The sequence below is a fragment of the Bacillus sp. 3a genome (assembly GCF_017161885.1).
Classification (GTDB): Bacteria; Bacillota; Bacilli; order Bacillales; family Bacillaceae; genus Bacillus; species Bacillus safensis.
In genome coordinates this window covers 1,268,269-1,292,255 of the sequence record NZ_CP067376.1, presented here as the reverse complement: position 1 = coordinate 1,292,255, position 23,987 = coordinate 1,268,269, and the positions used below count along the sequence as shown (strand labels likewise).

General features: G+C 41.8%; 24 protein-coding genes and 1 pseudogene. 8 read left to right on the top strand and 17 right to left on the bottom strand.

Annotated features, from left to right (window positions below):
- The first annotated feature begins 287 nt into the window (after positions 1-287).
- From JJ692_RS06325 to JJ692_RS06315, 3 genes are all read left to right on the top strand, one after another.
- A complete protein-coding gene (locus JJ692_RS06325) occupies positions 288-1,517 on the top strand; it encodes a sporulation transcriptional activator AdeR (protein ID WP_024423341.1) in 1,230 nt (409 codons plus the stop codon).
- A gap of 110 nt (positions 1,518-1,627) precedes the next feature.
- Positions 1,628-2,764 (top strand): alanine dehydrogenase, encoded by a 1,137-nt coding sequence (gene ald / locus JJ692_RS06320; protein ID WP_025094176.1) that lies wholly within the window; start codon positions 1,628-1,630, stop codon positions 2,762-2,764.
- A gap of 116 nt (positions 2,765-2,880) precedes the next feature.
- Positions 2,881-3,477: a biotin transporter BioY gene (locus tag JJ692_RS06315; RefSeq protein WP_034282595.1), complete on the top strand. Its 597-nt coding sequence runs from the start codon at positions 2,881-2,883 to the stop codon at positions 3,475-3,477.
- A 39-nt stretch (positions 3,478-3,516) separates the two neighbouring features.
- Here the strand turns inward: JJ692_RS06315 and JJ692_RS06310 are convergent, their stop codons facing one another.
- The 3 genes from JJ692_RS06310 to JJ692_RS06300 all read right to left on the bottom strand — a co-directional run bounded on the left by JJ692_RS06310 (position 3,517) and on the right by JJ692_RS06300 (position 7,613).
- Positions 3,517-4,293 (bottom strand): sporulation protein, encoded by a 777-nt coding sequence (locus JJ692_RS06310; RefSeq protein ID WP_206534346.1) that lies wholly within the window; start codon positions 4,291-4,293, stop codon positions 3,517-3,519.
- A gap of 159 nt (positions 4,294-4,452) precedes the next feature.
- Positions 4,453-5,781, bottom strand: coding sequence for a Na+/H+ antiporter family protein (locus JJ692_RS06305; RefSeq protein WP_206534345.1), 1,329 nt, complete (start codon positions 5,779-5,781; stop codon positions 4,453-4,455).
- Between the two features lie 341 nt (positions 5,782-6,122).
- Positions 6,123-7,613, bottom strand: coding sequence for a leucyl aminopeptidase (locus JJ692_RS06300; protein ID WP_024423346.1), 1,491 nt, complete (start codon positions 7,611-7,613; stop codon positions 6,123-6,125).
- A 324-nt stretch (positions 7,614-7,937) separates the two neighbouring features.
- On the opposite strand from JJ692_RS06300, the gene JJ692_RS06295 reads away from it, so the two are divergent.
- The gene (locus JJ692_RS06295; protein WP_024423347.1) at positions 7,938-8,414 is read left to right on the top strand and encodes a divergent PAP2 family protein; all 477 of its coding nucleotides are present in this window, start codon (positions 7,938-7,940) and stop codon (positions 8,412-8,414) included.
- 40 nt (positions 8,415-8,454) lie between these two features.
- Here JJ692_RS06295 and JJ692_RS06290 read toward each other — a convergent pair whose 3' ends face one another.
- The 4 genes from JJ692_RS06290 to JJ692_RS06275 form a co-directional block, all read right to left on the bottom strand.
- A complete protein-coding gene (locus tag JJ692_RS06290; RefSeq protein WP_024423348.1) occupies positions 8,455-9,099 on the bottom strand; it encodes a 3D domain-containing protein in 645 nt (214 codons plus the stop codon).
- A 99-nt stretch (positions 9,100-9,198) separates the two neighbouring features.
- Positions 9,199-9,519, bottom strand: coding sequence for a YuiB family protein (locus tag JJ692_RS06285; RefSeq protein WP_024423349.1), 321 nt, complete (start codon positions 9,517-9,519; stop codon positions 9,199-9,201).
- An 81-nt stretch (positions 9,520-9,600) separates the two neighbouring features.
- Positions 9,601-9,726, bottom strand: a complete 126-nt coding sequence (locus tag JJ692_RS06280; RefSeq protein ID WP_157834354.1) for a YuiA family protein — start codon at positions 9,724-9,726, stop codon at positions 9,601-9,603.
- A gap of 138 nt (positions 9,727-9,864) precedes the next feature.
- Positions 9,865-11,082 (bottom strand): NAD(P)/FAD-dependent oxidoreductase, encoded by a 1,218-nt coding sequence (locus JJ692_RS06275; protein ID WP_024423350.1) that lies wholly within the window; start codon positions 11,080-11,082, stop codon positions 9,865-9,867.
- A gap of 391 nt (positions 11,083-11,473) precedes the next feature.
- Between JJ692_RS06275 and yumC the strand changes: the two genes are divergently transcribed.
- Positions 11,474-12,472 (top strand): ferredoxin--NADP reductase 2, encoded by a 999-nt coding sequence (yumC, locus tag JJ692_RS06270; protein ID WP_024425964.1) that lies wholly within the window; start codon positions 11,474-11,476, stop codon positions 12,470-12,472.
- A 46-nt stretch (positions 12,473-12,518) separates the two neighbouring features.
- Here the strand turns inward: yumC and JJ692_RS06265 are convergent, their stop codons facing one another.
- Positions 12,519-12,725: a hypothetical protein gene (locus tag JJ692_RS06265; RefSeq protein WP_024423352.1), complete on the bottom strand. Its 207-nt coding sequence runs from the start codon at positions 12,723-12,725 to the stop codon at positions 12,519-12,521.
- A gap of 238 nt (positions 12,726-12,963) precedes the next feature.
- On the opposite strand from JJ692_RS06265, the gene JJ692_RS06260 reads away from it, so the two are divergent.
- Positions 12,964-13,731 carry a MerR family transcriptional regulator gene (locus tag JJ692_RS06260; protein ID WP_171464652.1) on the top strand — a complete coding sequence of 256 codons (768 nt, stop codon included), beginning with the start codon at positions 12,964-12,966 and terminating at the stop codon, positions 13,729-13,731.
- Positions 13,732-14,026: 295 nt separating this feature from the next.
- Here JJ692_RS06260 and JJ692_RS06255 read toward each other — a convergent pair whose 3' ends face one another.
- The 3 genes from JJ692_RS06255 to JJ692_RS06245 form a co-directional block, all read right to left on the bottom strand.
- On the bottom strand, positions 14,027-14,389 hold the full coding sequence (locus JJ692_RS06255; RefSeq protein ID WP_024423354.1) for a HesB/IscA family protein: 363 nt from the start codon (positions 14,387-14,389) through the stop codon (positions 14,027-14,029).
- A gap of 73 nt (positions 14,390-14,462) precedes the next feature.
- Positions 14,463-15,317, bottom strand: a complete 855-nt coding sequence (gene dapF, locus JJ692_RS06250) for a diaminopimelate epimerase (RefSeq protein WP_044331168.1) — start codon at positions 15,315-15,317, stop codon at positions 14,463-14,465.
- A gap of 270 nt (positions 15,318-15,587) precedes the next feature.
- Complete coding sequence (locus JJ692_RS06245) at positions 15,588-15,824, bottom strand: YuzB family protein (RefSeq protein ID WP_008346813.1); 237 nt, start codon at positions 15,822-15,824, stop codon at positions 15,588-15,590.
- 255 nt (positions 15,825-16,079) lie between these two features.
- Here JJ692_RS06245 and JJ692_RS06240 point away from each other — a divergent pair, with 255 nt between their 5' ends.
- The gene (locus JJ692_RS06240) at positions 16,080-17,147 is read left to right on the top strand and encodes an NAD(P)/FAD-dependent oxidoreductase (protein WP_024423356.1); all 1,068 of its coding nucleotides are present in this window, start codon (positions 16,080-16,082) and stop codon (positions 17,145-17,147) included.
- Between the two features lie 50 nt (positions 17,148-17,197).
- On the opposite strand, the gene JJ692_RS06235 is transcribed toward JJ692_RS06240, so the two are convergent.
- Together JJ692_RS06235 and JJ692_RS06230 are read right to left on the bottom strand one after the other, a co-directional pair.
- Positions 17,198-17,428, bottom strand: coding sequence for a WYL domain-containing protein (locus tag JJ692_RS06235; protein WP_024423357.1), 231 nt, complete (start codon positions 17,426-17,428; stop codon positions 17,198-17,200).
- Between the two features lie 101 nt (positions 17,429-17,529).
- Positions 17,530-17,859 carry a YuzD family protein gene (locus JJ692_RS06230; protein WP_024423358.1) on the bottom strand — a complete coding sequence of 110 codons (330 nt, stop codon included), beginning with the start codon at positions 17,857-17,859 and terminating at the stop codon, positions 17,530-17,532.
- 121 nt (positions 17,860-17,980) lie between these two features.
- Here JJ692_RS06230 and JJ692_RS06225 point away from each other — a divergent pair.
- Positions 17,981-18,280: pseudogene (locus tag JJ692_RS06225) on the top strand (NifU family protein).
- A gap of 216 nt (positions 18,281-18,496) precedes the next feature.
- Here JJ692_RS06225 and JJ692_RS06220 read toward each other — a convergent pair.
- The 4 genes from JJ692_RS06220 to JJ692_RS06205 form a co-directional block, all read right to left on the bottom strand.
- Entirely contained in the window at positions 18,497-20,467 is a 1,971-nt protein-coding gene (locus JJ692_RS06220) for a S9 family peptidase (protein WP_044331186.1), read from the bottom strand.
- A gap of 102 nt (positions 20,468-20,569) precedes the next feature.
- Positions 20,570-21,502: a homoserine kinase gene (gene thrB, locus JJ692_RS06215; RefSeq protein WP_206534344.1), complete on the bottom strand. Its 933-nt coding sequence runs from the start codon at positions 21,500-21,502 to the stop codon at positions 20,570-20,572.
- Entirely contained in the window at positions 21,499-22,560 is a 1,062-nt protein-coding gene (gene thrC / locus JJ692_RS06210) for a threonine synthase (RefSeq protein WP_103131572.1), read from the bottom strand. The genes thrB and thrC overlap by 4 nt, the downstream gene beginning before the upstream one ends.
- Entirely contained in the window at positions 22,560-23,861 is a 1,302-nt protein-coding gene (locus tag JJ692_RS06205) for a homoserine dehydrogenase (protein ID WP_041107666.1), read from the bottom strand. Before JJ692_RS06205 ends, thrC begins: the two co-directional genes overlap by 1 nt.
- Between the last annotated feature and the right edge of the window lie 126 nt (positions 23,862-23,987).

Below are 23,987 nucleotides of genomic sequence, written 5' to 3'. Positions count from 1 at the left end.
AAATGAGTCTATAGAATTACTGTTTTTTCGCTTTTTATCTAGTATTTAACAGTTTTTTGGTCATATATTCATAATAAGTATCCACCTGCTTCGGTGGATCTTTCCGCCTATTGATTTTTTACTACGTTATTATTGTACTATTTCTTTTTCAGCGTGCTTCAACATGCATTTACTTGCTTCTCACACTTTTTGTTTTTTTAAGTTTATGGCAGTTTTTTGTTGATTTACGTACCTCATTCTCTTCATAATGTAAGTACGTGAAATATTCGAAAAAGCAGGGGTTTTTTATGACAAAAAAGACAGATCCGTTTAAGTATAGTCTTGATCGTTTAGAGGATGTGGCAGACCAAATTAGTGATGTGCTCAATTGCCCTATTACTATAGAAGATACTCATCATCGATTATTGGCATATAGCACACACAATGATTTTACTGATCCCGCCAGAACTTCAACCATTATCTCCCGCCGGGTACCGGAAAAAGTCATTAATCGGCTTTGGAAGGACGGCATCATTCCTACACTCCTTAAAACAGACGAACCGCTTCGTGTCCCTCAAATTGCAGAGGTGGGTTTATCTAGCAGGGTCGCCATTTCGATCTGGAAGGACAAAGAAGTGCTCGGATTTATTTGGGCGATTGAATCCGCACAGCCTTTTTCAGAAGAAGAAATGGACCTTCTCAAAATGGCAGCGCATGCCGTGAAAAACAAATTACTCAATTTACAAATTCGAAAAACGAAAACAGAAGAACGTAATCAGGAGCTTTTCTGGAAGATGCTCACAGGTCATATTCATGAAAAGGATGAGATGCTTGACCTATTTTTAAGGCTTGGCATCAGATGTCCAGACACATATGCCATCATCATCTTCCGTCTTCGTGACGAACTCACAGAGGAGACAGAAAAAAAGCTGTCCTATCTGCTTGAAACAACACAGCAAGTACAGGTACTGTTAACGACTGTTGATTTTCACGAATTCATTATTCTTGTCTCACCAAAAACAGAACATCCGCTTCAAGATATTAAGCAATTCACAAGCGGCATGTTGCAGCAGCTTGCGGACCGGTATCATATTCAGCATGTTCAGGCAGCAATTGGAGGAATTTACGATAACATCTCTCAAATTCAGCCTTCCTATAAAGAAGCACTGGCTGTATTAAAGACGAAAGAACGCTTTCCAGTTGAAACAGAACGTTTAAACAGCTTTTCTGAACTAGGCATTTATCAATATCTTGATGTGCTTGCTGAGAAGCGAAAGGGCTCTTCTTACTCCAGTTACTCTTTATCAAAGCTGGAGGATTACGACCTGAGGCATCATTCCAACCTTGTCGAAACCCTTGAGCGGTTTATTGACTGTGACAGCAATGCCAATATTGCCGCAAAGCAATTAAACATCCACATCAATACCTTAAATTATCGATTAAAACGGATTACAGACATCGCAGAAATTGATTTAAAAAACATGAATGAGAAAATGACCATCTACCTTGATATGAAACTAAAAAACGTCCATTTGTGAAATTTCACAAAGAGGCGTTTTTTTATTTTTTATTTCAACCGAAGAATTTTCTAAACTTTCCGGATACACTAGACATACAATATCAATAGATAAGCATAGGAGGAATAAACATGATCATCGGCATTCCGAAAGAAATTAAGAACAATGAAAACCGAGTGGCTTTAACACCAGGAGCAGCTTCTCAATTGCTTTCAGCTGGACATCAGATTTTAATTGAAACAAACGCTGGTTTTGGAAGCGGATTCACTGATGACGATTATGTATCTGTTGGTGCAGAGATTCTTGATCAGGCGAAAGATGTATGGGCATCTTCTGATATGATCATGAAAGTAAAAGAACCATTACCTGAGGAATATCCTTATTTCAGAGAAGGACTCATCTTATTTACGTACCTGCATCTAGCCGCAGAGCCCTCCTTGGCTGAAGCATTAAAACAAAAAGGCGTTACAGCCATTGCTTACGAAACAGTAACGGACGGAAAAACACTCCCTCTTCTCACACCAATGTCTGAAGTAGCAGGCAGAATGGCCGCTCAAATTGGGGCTCAATTTTTAGAAAAGCCAAAAGGCGGAAAGGGTATTTTACTTGCAGGTGTACCAGGGGTATCAAGAGGAAAGGTCACCATTATTGGGGGCGGTGTTGTTGGAACAAACGCAGCGAAAATGGCGATCGGACTTGGCGCAGATGTCACCCTGATTGATGTAAACGCAGAACGCCTGCGTCAGCTGGACGACCAATTTGGCCATCAAATGAAAACGTTAATGTCCAATCCTGTCAACATTGCAGATTCAGTCAGTGAGGCAGACCTTCTTATTTGTGCGGTGCTGATTCCTGGTGCCAAAGCACCAACGCTTGTGACAGAAGAAATGGTGAAACAAATGAAGCCTGGCTCTGTCATTGTGGATGTAGCGATTGATCAAGGCGGCATTGTCGAAACCATTGATCACATCACAACCCATGATCAGCCTACTTATGAAAAACACGGCATATTACATTATGCTGTCGCCAACATGCCAGGTGCCGTTCCGCGGACATCAACTGTTGCGTTAACGAATGTCACTGTTCCATATGCGCTGCAAATTGCGAATAAAGGCGCTGCAAAAGCTATTAGAGAAAACAATGCCATCGCAGAAGGTGTCAATGTGATGAACGGACATATCACGTACGAAGCGGTCGCTCGTGATCTCGGCTATGATTACGTACCTGTCAGCAAAGCCATCGATGCCTCTTTTATGACCGAAGCTTAATCAGCTACCCGCCCTATTGATGGGCGGGTTTTATTGTTAACCTAAAATAAAAACAAGTTGACAAAAATCCTTCTTCCCCTTAATCTATTTGTACAGATAAGACAGGGGGAAACATCATGCAAAAGAAGACAAGAACTGCTGACTTTGTGCTAGTGGGAATGTTTGCTGCACTCATGGCTATCGGAGCCAATATCACATCCATTGTGCCATTTTTACAGGTCGGCGGAATTCCACTTACGATGCAGCCGTTTTTTTGTGTGCTTGCTGGTCTCTTACTCGGCAGACGGCTTGGCGCATTAGCTATGATTGTCTATGCCTTGGTTGGAATTGCTGGTGCACCAGTATTCGCCCAGTTCTCTGCGGGCTTTGGGGTCATTTTAGGGAAAAGCGGCGGCTTTGTACTATCGTACATCCCTGCTGCCTGGCTTGCTGGATTCATTCTAGAGAAAAGAAAAAATCCTGGCTTTGGTCGCTTTTTGCTTGCAGCCATTGCTGGTACGACCGTGATGTATGTGATCGGAACGACCTATACATACCTCGCATTAAATGTATGGCTTAATGCACCGATTTCCTATCAAACCACATGGTTCTTTATGATCTGGTTTATGGTAAAAGACTACGCATTGACTATATTACTTGCGATGCTGGCACCTAAAATTTATCGCTCTGTTTCCAAAGCCACATCCTTTCGAAAACAAGAAGCTGTATCATAGAAAAAAGAGCCTGTCTTCATTCAGGCTCTTTTTTCTTCATTACTCAGCGTATTGGTCTATGATTTCTTCTAGCATTCCTTCAAGCACTTCTACATCTTCAAGATCTGATGGACTGAAGCGGTAGCGTACAAGCTGTTCTCCATCATTATACATCTCCTCAAGCCAGCCTCTCAGACCTCTTGCTCTACGGTCGACTTCGAAAACAATGTCTAATCCGCCTTCATCTATCAGAAAAATCAGCTCTAACTCATCAAGCATATAGCGATAGTAGTCTGATGTCGGAATGAACTCGAATTCTTGGACGAATGGCAGGCGCCGCTGGAAGTAAGGTGCTTGCTCACAGTCTGCTTCGTTCAGGTGAAAACCTAAATTTCTAGTGGCTTCCAGCACATTTTTCACCCAAGGATGTGCTTCAACGAAAATACGGTCATAGTCAGATTTATCGATTCCACCTTGGATATCAAGGTCTGTCTCTACTGCAATTTCTACTTTTCCAATCGTCATCGGGGTATCAATAGGAAGAATAAATGAAAACGGAAATTCATGCTTTTCACCAGACTGGATGGTAAAAGAATCCGTTACCCGTAAAGTATAGATGTTCGCATATTTTCTACGCTCTTCATCATCTTTCACAATCACATATTGTGTTTCAATCTTGACATTGATATAGCGTATTTCCTGAGAAATTTTCCCGCCCTTTACATGGACAGTTCCCGTTACTTCTTGTCCTGGATAATAAGCGTTTTTCTCTAAAATGGTATCTACCTTTGCCGCACCAATCCCAGCACTTGCCGCTAGCTTTTTAAAAAATGACATGTCCCATCTTCCCCTTTTCATTTTTATCAGCATATATACGTAAGATAGAGGAAGAAAGATTCATTTAATTCATACTTTTGTCCTAATTATTTTTTCATCTACGAACAACAAAAAAGCTTATAGAAAAAACATCATCGTTTTCTCTACAAGCTTTTCATTTTACAGAATAATCGCCGCAAGCCAGCCGAACAGAACAAGCGGAATATTATAATAGATAAAAGTCGGAACACAAGTTCCCCAAATGTGGTGATGCTGTCCATCCATATTCAATCCAGATGTTGGTCCAAGCGTACTGTCACTTGCAGGTGAACCTGCATCTCCAACAGCCGCAGCAGAGCCAATAATGGCAATAGTAGCCATTGGACTAAATCCTAAGTGTAAGCAAAGTGGAACAAAAATGGTTGTAATAATTGGAATCGTTGCAAATGATGATCCGATCCCCATTGTCACAACCAGGCCAACGAGCAGCATTAAAATCGCTGCAAGGCTGTGGCTGTTGCCAATATATTGGGAAGATGCTTTGACAAGAGATTCAATGTCTCCTGTTTTTGTTAAAACATTGGCAAATCCAGCGGCAACAAGCATAACAAAACCGATAAATGCCATCATATTCATTCCAGATGTAATCAGTTCATCTGCTTCATCGCGTTTCATCATTCCAGTCACAAACAAGATAAGCAGTCCTGAGAGTGCACCGAAGATCATTCCTTCCACACCAAGGCTTTGCGATAAATAAAGCTGGACAATCAACGAAACGAGAATAGCAAGACCGGCAAAGAATAAGCTTTTTTTCGTATAAGCCGATTTTTCTACATCTGTAATTTCACGATCCTCATATACTTTCGGCTTTCGATACACAAAAATGGAAACGATCAATCCAAGAACCATACCCGCAACAGGAATCAGCATGGCATATGGAATATCTGCTAAGTTTACAGTCAGACCCGCTTCCTTCATATTGTCACGAAGCATTCCGTGGAAAATCTGTCCAAAACCGACTGGAAGTAATATATATGGTGCAGTGAGTCCGAAGGTCATGACACACGCTAGCAGTCTGCGGTCAATCTGAAGCTCGTTAAACACCTTTAATAACGGCGGAATTAAGACTGGGATAAAGGCAATATGAACAGGAACGACGTTCTGTGAAAAACAAGACACGATCAAAATGACAAGAACGATGAGCACTTTTGATAGTGTTTTCCGTCTTGAATCGCCTTCTTTTCCTAGAAGCTTCACTGCTCCTTCAACCATGGCATCTGGAAGACCTGTTTTCGTCAGTGCCGCAGCAAATGCTCCTAGTAACGCATAACTAATCGCCACTGTTGCATTTCCTCCGAGTCCGTCCGTAAAGGCGTCCACTGTTCCTCCCAAGCCTAATCCACCTGCAAGTCCGCCAGCTAAAGCACCTATTGCCAGCGCAATCACGACATTGACCCGCAGCAAGCTTAATATCAACATTAAAACAACCGCTAAAACAACTGCATTCATGGTGAAACCCCCGAAATCCTTTAGTTTACTAATGTAGTAGATAATTAAAGTACCAACGTATGTTACCATAGAAAAAAAACTTCGTCAAATGGCGTATGTCCTACATAAAAAAGCTCTGCCACTTGGCAGAGCCCAGCGTGTAGACAAACCCTCGCATTCTTTGTCAGTCCTGCGTGCTGGTGCTCACGAATGTCAAATTCGCTCCGCTCCAGTACTCGTCCTTCCTAGACTTCAAAGGTTTTCTATCACGCTGAAAAGAAAAAGACAAAGAGCTAAAATAAAGTTCATTTTAGCTCTTTGTCAACAATCTGAAGCCCTGCCACTTGGCAGAGCCTTCTCCTTTATTTTGTTCCTTCAAATCGTTCCACAAATGTTGCGAGTGATCTCACCATCACACCTGTTGCCCCTGTTGGTCCAAAGCATGAAGGTTTTTCTGTTGTTGCAGTTCCTGCAATATCTAAGTGAACCCAAGGCGTCTCCTCTGCGAATTCGCCAATGAAAGCACCTGCCATGATCGCATGACCATCACGGCCTGGTGAGTTATTGAGATCCGCCATTTTGCTGTTTCGTACTCGTTTCTTATCTTTTTCCGTGATTGGCAGCTGCCAGATCATTTCACCGCATTCTTCTGATGCTTCTTTAAACTGAGCGTACAGCTCATCGTTATTGGTCATCGCGCCTGTTGTCTCATTTCCAAGCGCCACAATGACACCGCCTGTTAATGTGGCCACATCTACAAGGACAGAGGCACCATGCTGCTTCGCATATGTCACCCCATCTGCTAAAACAAGACGGCCTTCTGCATCCGTATTGAGCACTTCGATTGTTTTACCGCTTAGTGACACAATCACGTCGTCCGGCTTCATAGCGTCTGCCGAGATCATATTATCGGTTGAGGCGATGACCGCAATGACATTTTGCTCTGGGCGAAGTTCGCCAATGATTTCCATTGCGCCTAGAACAGAGGCTGAGCCGCCCATATCTGTTTTCATGCCAACCATACTCGCTCTTGGCTTTAAAGAATAGCCGCCGGTATCATACGTGATGCCTTTACCGACAAGGCCGATGACGTCTGTCCATTCTTCCTTGCCTTGATATTTTAATACGATGAGTTTTGGCGGTTCTGTTGAGCCTCTATTGACGGCTAAAATACCGCCCATTCCGAGCTCTTCCATTTGTTCTTTATCTAAAATTTCAATCTCAAATTCATATTTATATGCAAGCTCTGCCGCATACGAAGCCAGATCAGAGGATGTGAGCATGTTCGGCGGCATATTCACAAGGGTACGGGCCGAATTAACTGACTGTCCGTACACTTCGCCGACTTTCAAACTCGCCTGAATTTCAGCTTGATCATGCTCTGTCGTTGCATAAACAAACTCGATAAAACGATCCGGTTCATTTGTTTTATGTTTAAAATCCTGTAATTCATATGTAGCTAAAAGGCAGCTTTCAGAAAGGGCATGGGCTGCATCTTGAGCAGGCAGATCCTTTCCAATAAACGTATCCAGCAAGACAGAAACCGCTTGCTTTTTATCTTGATGAAGCTTTTTGAATAAATGGGCAAACACTTCTTTTGCCTCTTCAAACGTGTAATCTGATTCCTTCCCAAGCCCGACAAAATAAATGCGTTTGATGCCTGTTTCAGGGGATGGGAAAAACTTCGAAAGCTGATTTCGTTTGGATGAAATGTCGCCTTCTTTTAATAATTCAGTGATTCTTCCTTCGAGTAATTCATCCATTTCTTTTGCTTTTCCTGATAATTGGCTCTTTTGAAAAAGTCCGATCGCCAGTGTATCTTTATGCTGCAATTCATTTGTCGAGAAAAACATATTTATCACACGCTCCTTAATGAACTCCATTTTTCACATTGGAACTTCTATTATATCAAAATTTGCGTGCCTATACGATCATTGCCAGTCTGTCTTTACTTGATGAACATTTATATTTTCACACGCGGAAGGGCATCATGAAAAAGCGGCGAAAACCTGAGCAGCCTGTCCTTGTTCTCCTCGTTCCACATCTACTTTCTTTAATGTTATAATGAACATGGACTTGGCAGCATTTTTTACTGCTATCATTTTTTCATCATACTAGGATTTTTAGTCCATCATTTCGCACAATATTTTTTCTTAAAGAGAGGATGTTTCTTGTTCATGAGCGTACTGACGAATTTTCCGCTGCTTGCCAGCCTTGCAGCCATCTTTTTTGCTCAATTTGTAAAAGTACCGATTCAATTTATCATTTCTAGACGACTAGATTGGTCGCTCATTACAAGCACAGGCGGAATGCCAAGTTCACACTCCGCAGCAGTAACAGCACTCTCAACAGCAGTGGCTTTAGAGCACGGGCTAGATACATCTATCTTTGCCATTTCCGCCATCTTTGCCATTATTACGATGTTTGATGCGACAGGCGTTCGCAGACAGGCAGGAGAACAGGCGACTGTTCTCAACAAGCTTGTAACAGATTTTAACCGATTTGTTTCCGAAGCAAAGAATTTCCCGAATGCGGAAGAAAAAGAAAAGCAAAAGAAATTAAAAGAGCTTCTTGGTCATAAGCCGATTGAAGTCTTCTTCGGCGGCTTAACAGGGATCTTGCTGACACTCATCTTAGATTATTACTTCATGTAGAAGCGAAAAAGCTTTGGACCTTAAACGGCCCAAAGCTTTTTTATTCTTTATTGGCTTGAAACTGCTGACGGAATACCTGCATCGATTCTGCTTCATTAAGCTGATTTAAGTCTTTTTCCGTTAACGTCCCTTCACCCTTTTTGATGATATACACATCGAGCACTTTTTTACCCCATTCTCTATACACATCATCTACGGTTTCATAGTATAAATCAAGCTTATGACCTTTAATGGCTTTCCCGGTATCTGCAACCACACCGTAGCCATAGTTTGGGATAAACAGCACCGTTCCAATCGGAAAAACAGATGGGTCGGCTGCCACTGTTGAGTATAAATCACGTTTCACTTTGACGCCTGAATATGTAATGCCATATGCATGATGTTCCTTCGTTTTGCCTGTTGATTCCACACCCGCTGTATAGCCGGTTGCCACAACTTTCTGCTTCGGGTAATCGTTCCAATTAAAGGCTTCTTCGAGAGAAACAGCCCGCGAATCTTCACTTTTGAGTGCGATCGTTTCCCTTTTTTGCTGCTGAAAAAAAGAAGATACTTGCTTGCCCGCATCGGTTTTTTTCACCCAAACAGCTAAATCACTTGGTTCGACTCCAGATATGCCCGTAAAGCTTGTCAAAAGTGCAAGCATGAATAGGGCGGTCATGAACAATCGTTTCATCCATGTTTTCATCTCTATTTGTCACTCCTCTACCCATCTATTTGTTTCCAAACAAAATGGAAACTATGCAAAGGAGAAACAAAAAAACCCACTTGCGTGTCCACAAGTGAGTTAAAACATTTGATACCCTCTTTTTCGAAGTGCATTAATGACAAAACCTGATGTGATTGCACCGATCAGGCCGCTTAATAAGATGATGATATCTGCCGCAGCGAGTGAGACGATCCGGTCTCCTATTCCTGAAAAAGCAGTGCCAGGCTCTCTTACATAAGCGATCATCTTTTGATTGTTAATAATGAAAAGGCATACAATTGGATATAAAATAGCCATAATCCATGACATTCTCAGTAGCATATTGAGCAAAAAGCCAATGCCGAAGAATAACACGAAAAATAAAATAACTGAAATGATAACGACTGGTAAACTGATCACTTCATCTCCACCCCCAAATATCCCATCATTAGTTTAACTTGGAAATAGAGATGAAGTCAATCAATGGAAAAAGCAGATCGATTAACGCTTCTTTCCTGTCCCTTTACATTCCTCACACGTTTCAGATCCGCCGAGCAATAGCTGAAAATACCCTTTTCCTGAACAATATTGACAGATTGATGTTTTTTCCTTTGTTTGTGCATTCATATTGCTCACTCCTTAATCTAAATTTTCTGATAATTTATCATAACATATTTTACTGCCGATGACCAAGTGAGAAAATATACCACCACAACTTATAAAAAAACGTGTATCACGAGGATACACGTTTTTGTCTATGATGGTTTAGAAGAACTTGAATTTTCCTTTTTTCAAAACAAGTCCTGGTCCGCCAACCATGAATAAAGAACGGTTGTCGATGATTTTCTTCATTGCAGAAGCTTTTGTTCCTTGAAGTTTTTTACCAAACGCAACACCTACAGCGTCGTGTTCACCAAGAGAAGCAACTGTTCCTTTGATGTCTGGCTTAAAGCTTTCAAGAGAACCGCCTTTTACTAGTGCTGCAAGGTTTTTCGCTACTGTTTCACCTTGCTGCATAGCGATTTGTGCAGTTGGTGGGTATGGACGGTTGATTTCTTCATTGATAATCAATGAACAGTCACCAATGATGAAGACATCATCATTTTCTGGTACACGAAGGTCTGGAGAAACTTTTACGCGGCCGCGCATGTTTTCAAAACCAGCTTCTTCAACGATTGGGTTACCGCGTACACCTGCTGCCCAAACAACAGTTGCAGCTTTGATTTCTTCTGTATCATCGTCTTTTCCAACAATGATCCCCTCAGGTGTACATTCTTTGATCGCTGTACCAATTTTGAACTCAACACCTTTACCTTGAAGGTAGTTCATCGCATAGTCGATCAATTCTGGATCGAATCCGGGAAGAGCTGTTGGCGCAGCTTCTACACAGATGATACGCACGTCTTTTTGATCAATGTCATACTCTTTGCAAAGCTCAGGCACACGGTTTCCAAGCTCACCAAGGAACTCAATACCTGTGAATCCTGCGCCGCCGACAACGATTGTCAAACGCTCTGGACGTTTTTCAGCATCCGTATTATACGTCGCAAATTGAAGCTCAATGTGCTCACGAAGCTGACGAGCAGAGTTGATGTTAGAGATTGAGAATGCGTATTCTTTCAGTCCTGCAATACCAAATGTTTCAGGAACAGCACCAAGTGCAACAACAAGGTAGTCATAAGAAAGTTCGCCATCTGATGTCACAACTTTCTTCGCTTCCTTATCAATGCTTTCAACTGTTGCTTGTACAAAGTTGACACGGGAACTGTTAATCACATCTTTGATTTGATAACGACAGCGGTCATGATGAAGAGTACCTGCACTTGCTTCATGAAGCCATGTTGTTTCGTAATGATAATTATGCTTGTTCACAAGAGTAATGTCCGCATCATTTGTGCCAAGCTGTTTTGTTAATCTTGTTACAGTCATTAATCCGCCATAACCTGCACCTAATACAACGATTTTCGGTTTATTCACTGGAATCACATCCACCTTTTTTAAATTTGCTGTAAAACGGATAAAGAATTACATATCGTTATTCTCAACCGCTTTGCGGCATTTTATGAAATTTAAACAAAAAAATAAGTATGTGAAAATCTGAACTTTCACCTACATAAAACGAAAGCATTTGACCGTATCCGACAAAAATTCATAAAAAATTAATATTTAGTTCCCTTAACAATAATAGCGAGTTCTGCTCCAATTTTCAAGGCTTTAAACTGAAAATCCTTATGATAAACGGTCTTTCTCACTTTTTCCTCCTTTCTAAAGCTTCGGCATCAAAAAACGACAAGTTTTTCAAAACAAGTCAAACGACGATATGTGGTATGATATGATATAGTGATAACAATTTTCATTTGGGAGGATTAAAGGAATGCAAGAAGATTCTAAGGTATATGACATTACCGTTATCGGGGGCGGCCCCGTTGGATTGTTTACTGCGTTTTACGGAGGCATGAGACAGGCAAGTGTGAAAATCATTGAAAGCCTTCCTCAGCTCGGCGGTCAACTATCCGCTCTTTACCCTGAAAAATATATTTATGATGTGGCTGGATTTCCAAAAATCCGCGCACAAGAATTAGTTGATAACTTAAAGGAACAAATGGATAAATTCGATCAAACCATTTGCTTAGAGCAGGCAGTTGAAACGGTTGAAAAGCAGGCAGATGGGATCTTTAAACTTGTGACAAATCAAGAGATTCATTATTCTAAAACAATTATCATCACAGCTGGTAACGGTGCATTCCAACCGAGAAAGCTTGAACTTGATTCAGCAGAATCATTTGAAGGAAGCAACCTGCATTACTTCATTAATGACTTGAACCAATTTGCCGGCAGACGTGTTGCCGTTCTTGGGGGCGGAGACTCTGCGGTGGACTGGGCACTTATGCTTGAACCAATCGCAAAAGAAGTATCCATTATTCACCGCCGCGATAAATTCCGCGCACATGAGCACAGTGTAGAAAACCTGCACAACTCGAAAGTCAATGTACTAACACCATATGTACCAACTGAGCTCATTGGTGAAGACCGCATTGAACAAATCGTGCTCGAAGAAGTCAAAGGCGACAAAAAACAAGTGCTTGATGTGGACGACGTGATCGTCAACTTCGGTTTTGTTTCCTCCCTTGGACCAATCAAACAATGGGGCCTTGAAATCGAAAAGAACTCCATTGTGGTGAAATCTACAATGGAAACAAACATTGAAGGCTTCTATGCGGCAGGAGACATCTGTACGTATGAAGGAAAAGTCAAATTGATTGCAAGCGGATTTGGTGAAGCACCAACTGCTGTCAACAATGCGAAAGCTTACATGGACCCGAAAGCCCGTGTACAGCCTCTCCATTCCACAAGCTTATTTGAAAACAAATAAGATCGGATCAAAAAAGGAGTTCCCACTCGTGGAACTCCTTTTTCGTTTATTTAAAAACCCCAATATAGGCATTTGCCATTCCAAGCACCATTGCAGCAAGCAGCACCACAACAATTCCTGCCACAACCAAAATCACCCGATCCTTCACACGTTCCTTTTTCGGAAGCGGCTTCTCAATCCCGCAAGATGGACACGTTTTGGAACGATACGGAATCAGTTCATGACAGTTCCTGCAATTGATTTGTTCACTCAAACCTCAGCAACCTCTTTTCTGACTACAGTTTATGTTTGGTTCTCATGATACTCTTTTCGAATGGAAATAGCCAGTTGTTCGGGCCAGCTGTAACAAAATTGAGCGATTTGCGAAAAAAACATAACTCCTTGAATCCGCTGCTTCAAACAAGATCAACAATGATATAAATTTTTAAAAAGATGATTGACCCTAACGCAACGTCATATTTTATAGTGGATATCAAGAGAGGTGAATTGAAATGAAAGTGAAAGAAGTAGCTGAATTATTTGGTATTAGCATTCGTACACTTCATCATTACGACAAGATTGGTTTATTGACCCCAAGTGAAGTCACAGATAATCGTTATCGGCTCTATTCAGAAGAAAACCTTGAAACATTGCAGCAAATATTATTTTTCAGGGAACTTGGATTTCCATTGAAGGAAATCCAAAAGATGATGCACAATCCTTCATTTAATAAGAAAGAAGCATTTATGCTACAAAGAAAAATGTTAGTAGAGAAACGAAATAATCTCGATAAAATGATCGGAAATATTGATAAGACGCTACAGCATTTAACGGGAGAAACTCAATACACCTATAAAGAAAGGTTTGAGAATATGAATATGAATTTTAGCCAATATGAAGAAGAAGCTCGTCACCGTTGGGGAAATCAAGCTGTTGATGAAGTCAGCTCAAAACTAAATCATTTGTCTAAAGATGAACAAATTGAATTATCTGATAGCTGGGATAGCATATTGAATAAACTAGCCTCTCTTCGCAGCCATTCCCCTAAATCCAAAGAGGTGCAAATCGTCATCAAACAATGGTACGACTTTTTAAACGAAAACTTTCGTTATTACTCTCTTGATGCTTTTTACGGTTTAGGCCAACTCTATATTCAAGATGAACGTTTCACAAAGAATATAGATCGTTATGGTGAGGGATTGGCATCATTTATGAGCGAAGCGATGAAAGTCTTTACTACTCTTCATAAAAGAGAGAACAGCTTTGAAAATGATGATTAAGAATACAATCGATTAATACGAAACGTTATTCTCAACGAAACACAACAAAGAACATTTTTTCCGACACCATGATGAACCTTTTTGAAAAGATGTGGAAGATGAACAGAGGAAATACTAAGAAACTGCGAGCTTTTTTCTAATTAAATATCTTTATAAAGAGGACGTGCTGAGTGATTGAAGTCATGTCCTTTTTTTGCATCTTTAAAAACAACACAAAAAACCTCCTCAAGAAAATGATTAATATGAGGAGGTCTTCATTATACAAATGCTTTTACAGAATGAATCGTTTTAACCCTTAACACTCTTCCGGCGTACCGGTATTCGTCGCTGTTCTGAAAGAAGAACCGCATCCGCATGACGCGATGGCGTTCGGATTGTCGATGGTGAAACCGCCGCCCATGAGTGATTGTTTGAAATCAATGATAGTTCCGTTCATGATGTCAAGGCTTTCGGAATCGACAAGGACATTGATGCCGTGCTGCTCGAACTGCGTGTCTTTCTCTGAGACTTCATGGTCAAAGCCCATGCCGTATGAGAGACCGCTGCAGCCGCCGCCTTTTACGCCCACTCGAAGGAACGCATTTTCTTCTTCATGTTCTTTCATCATATCTTTAATCTGCAGTGCAGCAGCTTCTGTAATGGTTACTGGTGTACTCATGATCATCCCTCCTTTTGACTGGATGTTTCTTTTCAATTATAAACGTGATGATGCCTTTTCTCAAATAAATGGTTTAGAGATAAAATGTGCCGTCACAAATCGTTTCAGCAGGTCCTGTCATGAGCACGTGGTCATTGTCTTTCCAACGAATGATGAGGTCTCCGCCTGCTAAATGAACGGTCATGTCTGTTTCTTTTTTTGCCTGACCATTCACAATTGTGGATACAGCCGCAGCACAGGCCCCAGTTCCGCAAGCCTGGGTAATCCCTGAACCTCTTTCCCATACGCGAAAATGCAGTTCTGTTTCACTGACAACTTCTACAAATTCTACATTGACGCCTTCTGGGAACATGTCGTGTTTTTCGATGATTGGTCCAAGTGTATGAAGCGGCGCTTTTTCAATGTCCTCTAAATAAAAAACGATGTGCGGGTTTCCCATTGAAACGGCCGTTCCATTTAATTTCGCAGTGCCAAAATCAAGCAGCTCATTAATCGTTGTGCTAGCCGGTTCACCAAGCATCGGCATTGCTTCTTTTTCAAAACGTGGTTTTCCCATATCTACTGTAACTAACTGAACGTGACCATCCTGAGCATGAACGGTCGCTTCAACAAGTCCTGACAATGTCTCAATCTGGAACGTTGTGTCCGTCACAATTTGATGCTCATACACATACTTTGCAACGCAGCGCAGCCCATTACCGCAGTTTTTGCCCTCTGATCCATCATTGTTGAAAATGCGCATCTTCACAGGTGCAACATCTGATGGGCAAATCAGGATCATCCCGTCAGAACCGATTCCTGTATAAACAGAAGAAACGCGAATCGCTATCTCTGATAGCTGCTCTTCTGGAAGCTGTTCCTTCATCTGATTGACGTAAATATAATTATTTCCTAATCCGTGCATTTTCGTGAATTGAAATGATGTCATGAGCTTCCTCCAAAAATGTTGTTTCTTTATAGTATAAAAGGAGTCGATTCAGGAGACAATCTTATCATCCCCCGTTTTTCATACATAGAAGCTCTTTGCTGCCATGGCAAAGGGCTTTTATTATGCATATGCCTCTTTTTCTCTCGTGTGATATTTCATATTGATGATATTTTATTAGCATAACATATTGGATGCGCTTTCTATTGATTCTCCTTAAAAATGGAAGCTGAAAATGTGAAAAAAATGCACCTCATGACCCATGTGGTGCATTTAAAACATGTCGTTTTCCTCTATAAAAGCATAAATACGCTCGACTAGCTGCTCTGCATTTTCTCCTGAAACAAATTCTCCATTCACAAGTGCAAATGGGGAGTCCATACATTTGCCGCAATAGCTTAAACAGCCGTATTCCATTACGTCTAGGTTTGGGTCTTTTTCAAGCTTCTCTTTTGCTTCTTGAGACCCTTGTGCAAGATTACTTACACAAAATTCGATCAGTGGAAACACTGTGCTTCACCTCACATTGCCTTACCATCCTACCGAAATTCCTTGCATTAGTCAAAATATGAGCTTCATCTGTATCGTTACGCCTATTCCTCATAAAATGTTTTACTATTTAGGACTAACTGATGAATATGTAGGTTATTTTGAAACAATTATTGTGGTTTCACAGTAAATTCGATATAATTTTATTTGGTATTTTAACTTAAAGTTTTTTAGTATAAGTGTTTTTCAATGTCTACGGGGAAAAGGAGAATCGTCATGAAAAATTTAGTCTTGATCGGCGGAGGTTACGGGAATATGCGGGTTCTCCACCGCTTATTGCCAAATCAATTACCTGATGATGTCACTATCACATTAATTGATCGAAATCCTTACCACTGTTTAAAAACAGAATATTATGCACTTGCTGCTGGAACGATCTCTGATCATCACATTCGAGTATCTTTTCCAGAGCATCCGAAGCTGGATATTCAATACGGGGAAGTAGAAAAAATTGATATTGAAAACAAACAGATTTTATTCAGCGACCGTGAACCGATTCCGTATGATGATACGGTGATTGGACTCGGCTGTGAGGACAAGTATCATAATGTCCCTGGTGCGAAAGAACATACATACAGCATTCAAACCATTGATCAGTCAAGACATGCGTATAACAAATTAAACAATTTGAGCGCAGGTGCAACGGTTGGCATCGTCGGTGCTGGACTTAGCGGGGTAGAGCTGGCCAGTGAATTAAGAGAAAGCCGTGCTGATTTAAACATTATTCTTTTTGACCGCGGAGAGCTGATTCTATCAAGCTTCCCAAAAAGATTAAGTTTGTATGTGCAAAAGTGGTTTGAAGAAAATGACGTAAAGATTATTAACTGTGCCAATATTACAAAGGTTGAAGAAGGTCTTGTTTATAACCATGATGACGCGATTGAAGCTGATGTCATCGTGTGGACAGCAGGAATACAGCCAAGTAAAGTGGTACGAGAGATGGATGTTGAAAAAGACGCACAAGGCCGTGTCGTATTAACTCCTCATCACAATCTCCCAGGGGATGAGCATGTATATGTGGTAGGTGACTGCGCAAGTCTGCCGCATGCCCCAAGTGCACAGCTAGCTGAGGCGCAGGCAGAACAAATTGTCCAATCTCTGCAAAAACGCTGGAAAAATGAGCCGCTTCCTGAGGCTTATCCACAGTTTAAGCTAAAAGGTGTTTTAGGTTCATTAGGGAAAAAAGCCGGATTTGGCTTAGTGGCAGATCGTCCACTTGTTGGCAGGGTGCCAAGACTTCTGAAATCTGGACTGCTTTGGATGTACAAGCATCACAACGGCTAAAATTATGTGAATTTTTTCTCAAAGCTCCTTCGTGACGAGGGAGCTTTTTTCTATGAAACGGCATGTGCCGATGAGTTGGTCCATTTGATCGGAGCAAGGGCAAGAATGCAGTCTTTACGAAAGGTTCTCATCGTTTTCTTCGATAAACAATACGCTTGGATAAACTGATCCGTCTCACGGTGGACAATGATTTTTCTCTTCGTGCACTCTCCATTTTTCTTCATATAAATCATCTCAATCGGTGTTTGCTGATGAAGAGATTGTTTCAGTAAATAATTCATGATGCTCACGCTCCTTTCATTTCATTATAAACGAACAAACGTTCTTTTTCAACCCAAAATAGGAACACTCGTTCGTTTATATTTCTCAAAAAAAGAACAGCTTATTCACTGCTCTCCCTGTACCCGTATTTCTCCATTTCTTGATAAATGTCTTTTAATTTCGGATTGCCCTCTCCAACGATTTGATCCTCTACTAAGACAAGCGGATAAAAGAATTCATCATCAAGAATTCGTTCAGACAATTCCTTTTGCTGTTCATTTTCTGGCGGGTGCTCAATATCAATATATGTGATGCGAAATGGCTGATTCGGATATTTTCGTTTTAATGCTGCATCTAACCATTCAAACGTATCTTTTGAAGAAGGCAGATTCACGCAGCTAGCGCACAAGACATCTCTTCCATATACATAAAGATCGACGGTTTTGTTCATTTGACAAGCCCCCTATTCTTTCTTCATTTTAGCTGAATTTTCTGGATGAAAAAAGTCAAAATCACTTTTTGTTTCAAGATGAGATTGTGCTATAATGAGAAGGAAACTTTGAAACCAATCAATAGATTTTTATCGTCTAGATGAATATAATGGTGATATGTTGTGAAAGGAGCGATTATATCTAATGACTGAAGTCGAAATGAAAGACCAAGTACAGGAAGTACTGGACAAACTTCGTCCATTTCTATTACGTGATGGTGGAGACTGTGAGCTTGTAGACATTGAAGATGGCATTGTGAAATTACGTCTTCTTGGTGCATGCGGCAGCTGCCCAAGTTCAACCATTACATTGAAAGCCGGTATTGAGCGCGCATTATTAGAAGAAGTGCCTGGCGTTGTAGAAGTTGAACAGGTTTTCTAATTCATATATGACATGAAAACGACCCAATTAGGGTCGTTTTTTTCATGATTGACAGAGGCTTTAGCCCTTTGTCTTCTTTTCAGCGTGATATGAAAACCCTTGAAGTCTAGGAAGGACGAGTACTGGCGCGGAGCGAATTTTCTATTCGTGAGCACCAGCACGCTGAACTGACACCGAATGCGAGGGTTTGTCAGCACGCTGAAGGGTCGTTTTTTATTAGGCTAGCTTTTCTCTAAACCATTCCTTTATAAAAGTCAGTCTTTGAATACGCTGCCCCGGGTGGCCGCTTCTGGATAAATCATGAGATGCCTTCGGGAATTTGACCAATCTTGTGTCTTTCCCAAGCTCCTTCAAGGCCACAAAAAGCTGCTCTGCTTGATCAACTGGGCAGCGATAATCTTCATCACTGTGCAAGATGAGGAGCGGCGTGTTCACCTGCTTCACATATTTTAGTGGCGAACGATCCCATAGCTTATCGACAGAATCATAAATATCCCCATCAATCTGCCACCTTGTAAAGAAATAACCGATATCACTGATGCCATAAAAGCTAATCCAGTTTGAAATGGAACGCTGTGTGACAGCTGCACGGAAGCGGTCGGTTTGACCAACAATCCAGTTGGTCATAAAACCGCCATAGCTGCCGCCTGTCACGCCAAGCCTTGTTTCATCAAGGAAATCATAGGCTTTGAGCACATGATCAACAGCCTGCATGACATCGTCATAATCAACGTCACCATAGTTTCCTCTCACACGGTCAGTAAACATCTGTCCATACCCATGACTGCCATGCGGGTTGATATACACGATGGCGTAGCCTTCAGAAGCGAGCATTTGAAATTCATGAAAATACGTATAACCATACATGGCATGCGGTCCGCCATGAACCTCTAGAATGAGCGGATATTTCTTTCCCTCTTCCATCTTGGAAGGCTTCATAAACCAGCCATGCACCTCGTCTCCATCTTTTGACTGAAAAGAAAATGGTTCAGGTTCCGATACGATATGCTCCTTTAGAAAATCATGATGCTCGAATGTGATTTGCTTTAGTTCTGTCTCCCCTAATGTCATCTCATACAGCTCACTTGGTGAGACAGGTGAAAGCCGGCTGAGCAGCAATTTGGATTCATTTGGATGAAGGCTGAAATTGGTGATATGTTCCGCCTCTAGTCGAACAGGATAGGCTAAACCTTCAATAGAGAAATAATAAATTCCTGTACTGCCTTGATCAGAAACAAGCGCATAAAACCCTTGGCTGTCCTTTGTCCACTGCGGAAGCTGATAGACCTCTCCCATCACGCTATCTCCTGCCATACAGTTCCCAACATACATATCCAGCATTTCTGACAGTTGAACCGTCTTTTCTTCCTTCAGATCATACAGCCATAGTGATGGGAAGGTAGCATTTTGAAATTCGCGCTCATGTCCAATATACAAAAGACTCTCTCCATTTGGAGAAAAAGATACGGTGGAATAAGCGCCGTTTGCTTGTGTGATCTTTTTTGTCTGACCATCTTCTAATGACAGAAGACACACGTCACTTATGTAAGGTATCTGTGGATTTAATTGAATAAAGGCAAGCCATTTGCCGCAAGGAGAAATCGTATGATTCATATGATGAACCTGCTCGCTCGTGACAGGCTCTATCTCTCCTGAATCGATATCTACCTTCACGATCTGCGTGACACGCCCATCTAAAAAGCCTCTTCCATCTGCTTTATAGGTCAAATCATCATATACCGCTGGAGCAAAGTCATCTTGCTCTTCCTTTTTTTCATCATGAACAGATTCTGATTGTTTCAATGACACAGCCGCATAAAGAAAAGCACCATCTGGAGAAAAAACAGGATGAGATACTCCGTAAGGAATCGTCGTTAAGGTTCGCACGCCGCCTCCTTCGCTCTTCATGAGCGCCAGCTGAGGGACTTCCTTTGGCTTTTGTAAAATAAAAGCAAGCTGCCTGCCGTCTTTTGACCAAACTGGCTGATGATGCTTTCCATCCTCAAATGTCCATTGTGCCAGCTCCTCTGTCTCTTCATCTCGAACCCATAAGTGGATGTTGTAATCGTCTTTTTTCTCATTCACAGTGACTTTTGTAAAGACTGCCTTTTGTCCATCTGGTGAATAAACCGGATGGGAAACAGAAACAATCTTTGTTAAATCTTCTGCCGTCATCAATTTCTTCATGAACGTATCTCCCCCTTTTATGCTTAAAAAATAGTTCGATCCTCTAAATAATAATCCCTGCTTCTTCCCATAAAAACAAGCATAAAAAAAGAACGTGCAGATTCACAGCACGTTCTTTACTTGATTAACAGGATGATGCTGCACGACAATACCTTCTACTGGCACCGTCAGCAAATCAACTTCGCAATGCGGGAAATTTTGGGCTAGCTGCTCTTTCAGCGCTTCTCCCTTCCCTTTTTCCACTAAGGTGAGGATCGTCGGTCCAGCACCGCTCAAAGCCGTTCCATACGCTCCTTTTAGCGAAGCGACATGCTCTACCTTTGACAGCTCTGGCACGAGCATTGTGCGGTAAGGCTGATGAAATAAATCCTTATTCATCATTTCTCCAACAAGCGGCCAGTTCTGCGTCATTAAGGCGGCTACAAGGACGTTGCTCACAGCACTCGCACTGACGGCATGCTTATAGGAAAAATCCTCTGGCAGGACATCACGGGCATCCTTTGTCAGCACTTCATAAAAAGGAATCACCACGACAACATCTACATCCACATGCTGCACTTTAACGGCATGTGTCTTGTCTTCTTCGTGGAGACCAATCAGTAAACCACCGAATAAAGAGGCACCCGCATTATCTGGATGACCTTCTACCTCACTTGCATAAAAGAGCTTCTGATCATCTGTCATGTTTAATTCAAGAAGCTGATTGGCGAGTTCAATGGCGGCCACGATGGCAGCAGCACTGCTGCCAAGCCCCCGTGCCAATGGAATGTCACTCCACACTTTGACATGAACAGGCGGGAGTGTTTTTCCAAAGTCATCTGCGACCTTTTTGGCTGTTTGATAAATCAGGTTGTCGGTGCCTGATGGAATCCCAGACACGACATCTGTTTCTGCTTCAAACAGCCAGCTATCATGGTCATAGACCGATAGCTTTAAATAGCGGCTGAGCGCCATTCCAACTGAATCAAAGCCTGGTCCTAAATTGGCAGTGCTTCCCGGTACTGTGATTGAAAAAAGCATGGAGGCTTCACTCATACGCGTGCGGCCTTTTCTAAGTGTTCAAGAATTTGATCTTCATCTGCATCGAGTGTGACCGGCTTGATTTGAGAAATATCGATAGCCGTATTTGGATCTTTCAGTCCGTTGCCTGTTAGTACCGCAACAACTTTACTGCCTGGCTTGATTTCTCCAGATTTCACCTGCTTTAACACGCCCGCAATCGACGCACATGAGCCCGGTTCTGCAAACACGCCTTCTTCACGTGCAATCAATTGATACGCATGTAGAATTTCCTCATCTGTTACTTCATCAATCTTTCCATTTGATTCCTCTGCGGCTGCCACAGCTTGTTTCCAGCTCGCTGGATTTCCGATACGGATAGCCGTTGCCACTGTTTCTGGCTGCTCAATCACTTCATTTCGAACGATTGCCGCTGCACCTTCTGCTTCAAAACCACGCATGACAGGCAGTCCAGTTCCTTTTTTCTCGTGATATTCCTTGAAGCCTTTCCAGTAGGCCGTGATGTTCCCTGCATTACCAACAGGAATCGCCAGTACGTCCGGGGCAGAGCCTAGCTGCTCACAGATTTCAAATGCTGCTGTCTTTTGTCCTTCAATTCGATAAGGATTGACCGAGTTAACAAGGGCAATCGGTGCTTTTTCACAGATGCTGCGGACGATTTTCAGTGCATCATCAAAGTTGCCGTCAATGGCAATGATCTCTGCTCCGTACATGACGGCCTGTGCAAGCTTACCGAAGGCAATTTTCCCGTCTGGAATGATGACAATACATTTCATATCCGCACGGGCTGCATAAGCCGCTGCTGCTGCAGAGGTATTCCCTGTTGAAGCGCACATGATTGTATCATTGCCTTCTTCTTTTGCTTTTGCAACAGCCATGACCATTCCTCGATCCTTGAAAGAGCCTGTTGGATTGACGCCTTCTGTTTTCACATGAAGCTCGATTCCCAGCTTTTCTGAAAGCTTGGCGAGATGGATCAGCGGTGTATTCCCTTCATTTAATGTTAGTTTAGGTGTAGATTCGTTTACTGGTAAAAATTCTTGAAATTCTTCAATGAGTCCATTCCATTTCATCAGCTTAAACCGTTCCCTTCTACTCGGTACGTGCTCTTCACTTGAACCACCACGTCGAGGTCGTTTAATTTTTGCAGGATATTTGAAAAATCTTCTTCTGAGGTCTGATGTGTAATAATCACAATTTCAGCCAGCTCATCATGTCCTTTCACAGGAAGCTGAAGGATCTTTTCAAAGCTGATGCCTCTTTCAGAAAAAATAGATGTAATGCGGGAGAATGCCCCGACTTGATCTCTAACATGAATTCTTAAAAATTGCTGAGCAAATATTTCTGATGACGATTTGATCTTCTTCTCAAACTGCGGTGCGATAAATCCGCTTCCGTTCACGCCAAGGCGCATGTTTTTCATCACTGCGACTAAGTCTGATACAACAGCTGTTGCTGTCGGCAGACTTCCTGCTCCAGGTCCGTAAAACATCGTTTCTCCTACAGCACTTCCGTAGACATACACCGCATTAAATTCATTGTTGACAGATGATAATGGATGATGATCAGGAAGTAAAGTTGGCTGGACGCTGACCTCTACTTTCTCTCCGTCCCTCTGAGCAATGCCGATCAGCTTCATTGTATAGCCAAACCGCTTACTGAAATTAATATCCTCATCAGAGATATCAGAAATACCTTTCACCTTTACATCCTCTAAATCCACATTCATAGAAAAGCCGAGTCTTGCAAGAATCGCCATTTTCCTTGCTGCATCCAGTCCTTCTACATCAGCTGTCGGATCTGCTTCTGCAAAGCCTAGATCCTGTGCTTCTTTTAAGACATCCTCATATGCGCTTTTATCGACATTCATTTTCGTTAAAATAAAATTCGTTGTACCGTTCACAATCCCCATCATCTTGGTGATTCGGTCAGAGGCGAGCCCTTCCTCCAGTGTGCGCAGAATCGGAATTCCTCCGGCGACACTTGCTTCATAATAAAGATCACAGCCATTTTCTTTCGCTACATGTAAAAGCTCCGTACCGTAAAGCGCCATTAAATCTTTATTGGCTGTAATGACATGCTTCTTCTCATTTAACGCATCTATTAAATATTGTTTTGTCTCTTCAATGCCGCCCATCACTTCAATGATGACATCGACCTCTGGATCTCTAATCACATCGTATACTTCAGTTGTGAAGACCTCTCTTGCGACATCCACATCTCTTTTTTTATCGGGATTGCTCACAAGCACTTTTTGTATTAATACCGGACAGCCGATTTGGTGCATTAATTTATCCTGATGGTCTTGGATAATTTTTACGACACCGCTTCCCACTGTTCCTAATCCTAATAGCCCAACTCGAATTGCCTTCACCTGAAATTCCACCTTTCTCCGTAAATGTCCTCTCTAAAAAGACATTTGTTAACCTTACACAGACATTCAATGTACACACATTATAAAGGGGTATCCTCATTTTGACAAGGTAATAAAATAAGAGAT

Excerpts from the sequence above, each read along its gene's own strand:
- JJ692_RS06325 (WP_024423341.1), top strand. The coding sequence starts at position 288 with ATGACAAAAAAGACAGATCCGTTTAAGTATAGTCTTGATCGTTTAGAG.
- ald (WP_025094176.1), top strand. The coding sequence starts at position 1,628 with ATGATCATCGGCATTCCGAAAGAAATTAAGAACAATGAAAACCGAGTG.
- JJ692_RS06315 (WP_034282595.1), top strand. The coding sequence starts at position 2,881 with ATGCAAAAGAAGACAAGAACTGCTGACTTTGTGCTAGTGGGAATGTTT.
- JJ692_RS06310 (WP_206534346.1), bottom strand. The coding sequence starts at position 4,293 with ATGTCATTTTTTAAAAAGCTAGCGGCAAGTGCTGGGATTGGTGCGGCA.
- JJ692_RS06305 (WP_206534345.1), bottom strand. The coding sequence starts at position 5,781 with ATGAATGCAGTTGTTTTAGCGGTTGTTTTAATGTTGATATTAAGCTTG.
- JJ692_RS06300 (WP_024423346.1), bottom strand. The coding sequence starts at position 7,613 with ATGTTTTTCTCGACAAATGAATTGCAGCATAAAGATACACTGGCGATC.
- JJ692_RS06295 (WP_024423347.1), top strand. The coding sequence starts at position 7,938 with ATGAGCGTACTGACGAATTTTCCGCTGCTTGCCAGCCTTGCAGCCATC.
- JJ692_RS06290 (WP_024423348.1), bottom strand. The coding sequence starts at position 9,099 with ATGAAAACATGGATGAAACGATTGTTCATGACCGCCCTATTCATGCTT.
- JJ692_RS06280 (WP_157834354.1), bottom strand. The coding sequence starts at position 9,726 with ATGAATGCACAAACAAAGGAAAAAACATCAATCTGTCAATATTGTTCA.
- yumC (WP_024425964.1), top strand. The coding sequence starts at position 11,474 with ATGCAAGAAGATTCTAAGGTATATGACATTACCGTTATCGGGGGCGGC.
- JJ692_RS06260 (WP_171464652.1), top strand. The coding sequence starts at position 12,964 with ATGAAAGTGAAAGAAGTAGCTGAATTATTTGGTATTAGCATTCGTACA.
- JJ692_RS06255 (WP_024423354.1), bottom strand. The coding sequence starts at position 14,389 with ATGAGTACACCAGTAACCATTACAGAAGCTGCTGCACTGCAGATTAAA.
- dapF (WP_044331168.1), bottom strand. The coding sequence starts at position 15,317 with ATGACATCATTTCAATTCACGAAAATGCACGGATTAGGAAATAATTAT.
- JJ692_RS06240 (WP_024423356.1), top strand. The coding sequence starts at position 16,080 with ATGAAAAATTTAGTCTTGATCGGCGGAGGTTACGGGAATATGCGGGTT.
- JJ692_RS06235 (WP_024423357.1), bottom strand. The coding sequence starts at position 17,428 with ATGAATTATTTACTGAAACAATCTCTTCATCAGCAAACACCGATTGAG.
- JJ692_RS06230 (WP_024423358.1), bottom strand. The coding sequence starts at position 17,859 with ATGAACAAAACCGTCGATCTTTATGTATATGGAAGAGATGTCTTGTGC.
- JJ692_RS06220 (WP_044331186.1), bottom strand. The coding sequence starts at position 20,467 with ATGAAGAAATTGATGACGGCAGAAGATTTAACAAAGATTGTTTCTGTT.
- thrB (WP_206534344.1), bottom strand. The coding sequence starts at position 21,502 with ATGAGTGAAGCCTCCATGCTTTTTTCAATCACAGTACCGGGAAGCACT.
- thrC (WP_103131572.1), bottom strand. The coding sequence starts at position 22,560 with ATGAAATGGAATGGACTCATTGAAGAATTTCAAGAATTTTTACCAGTA.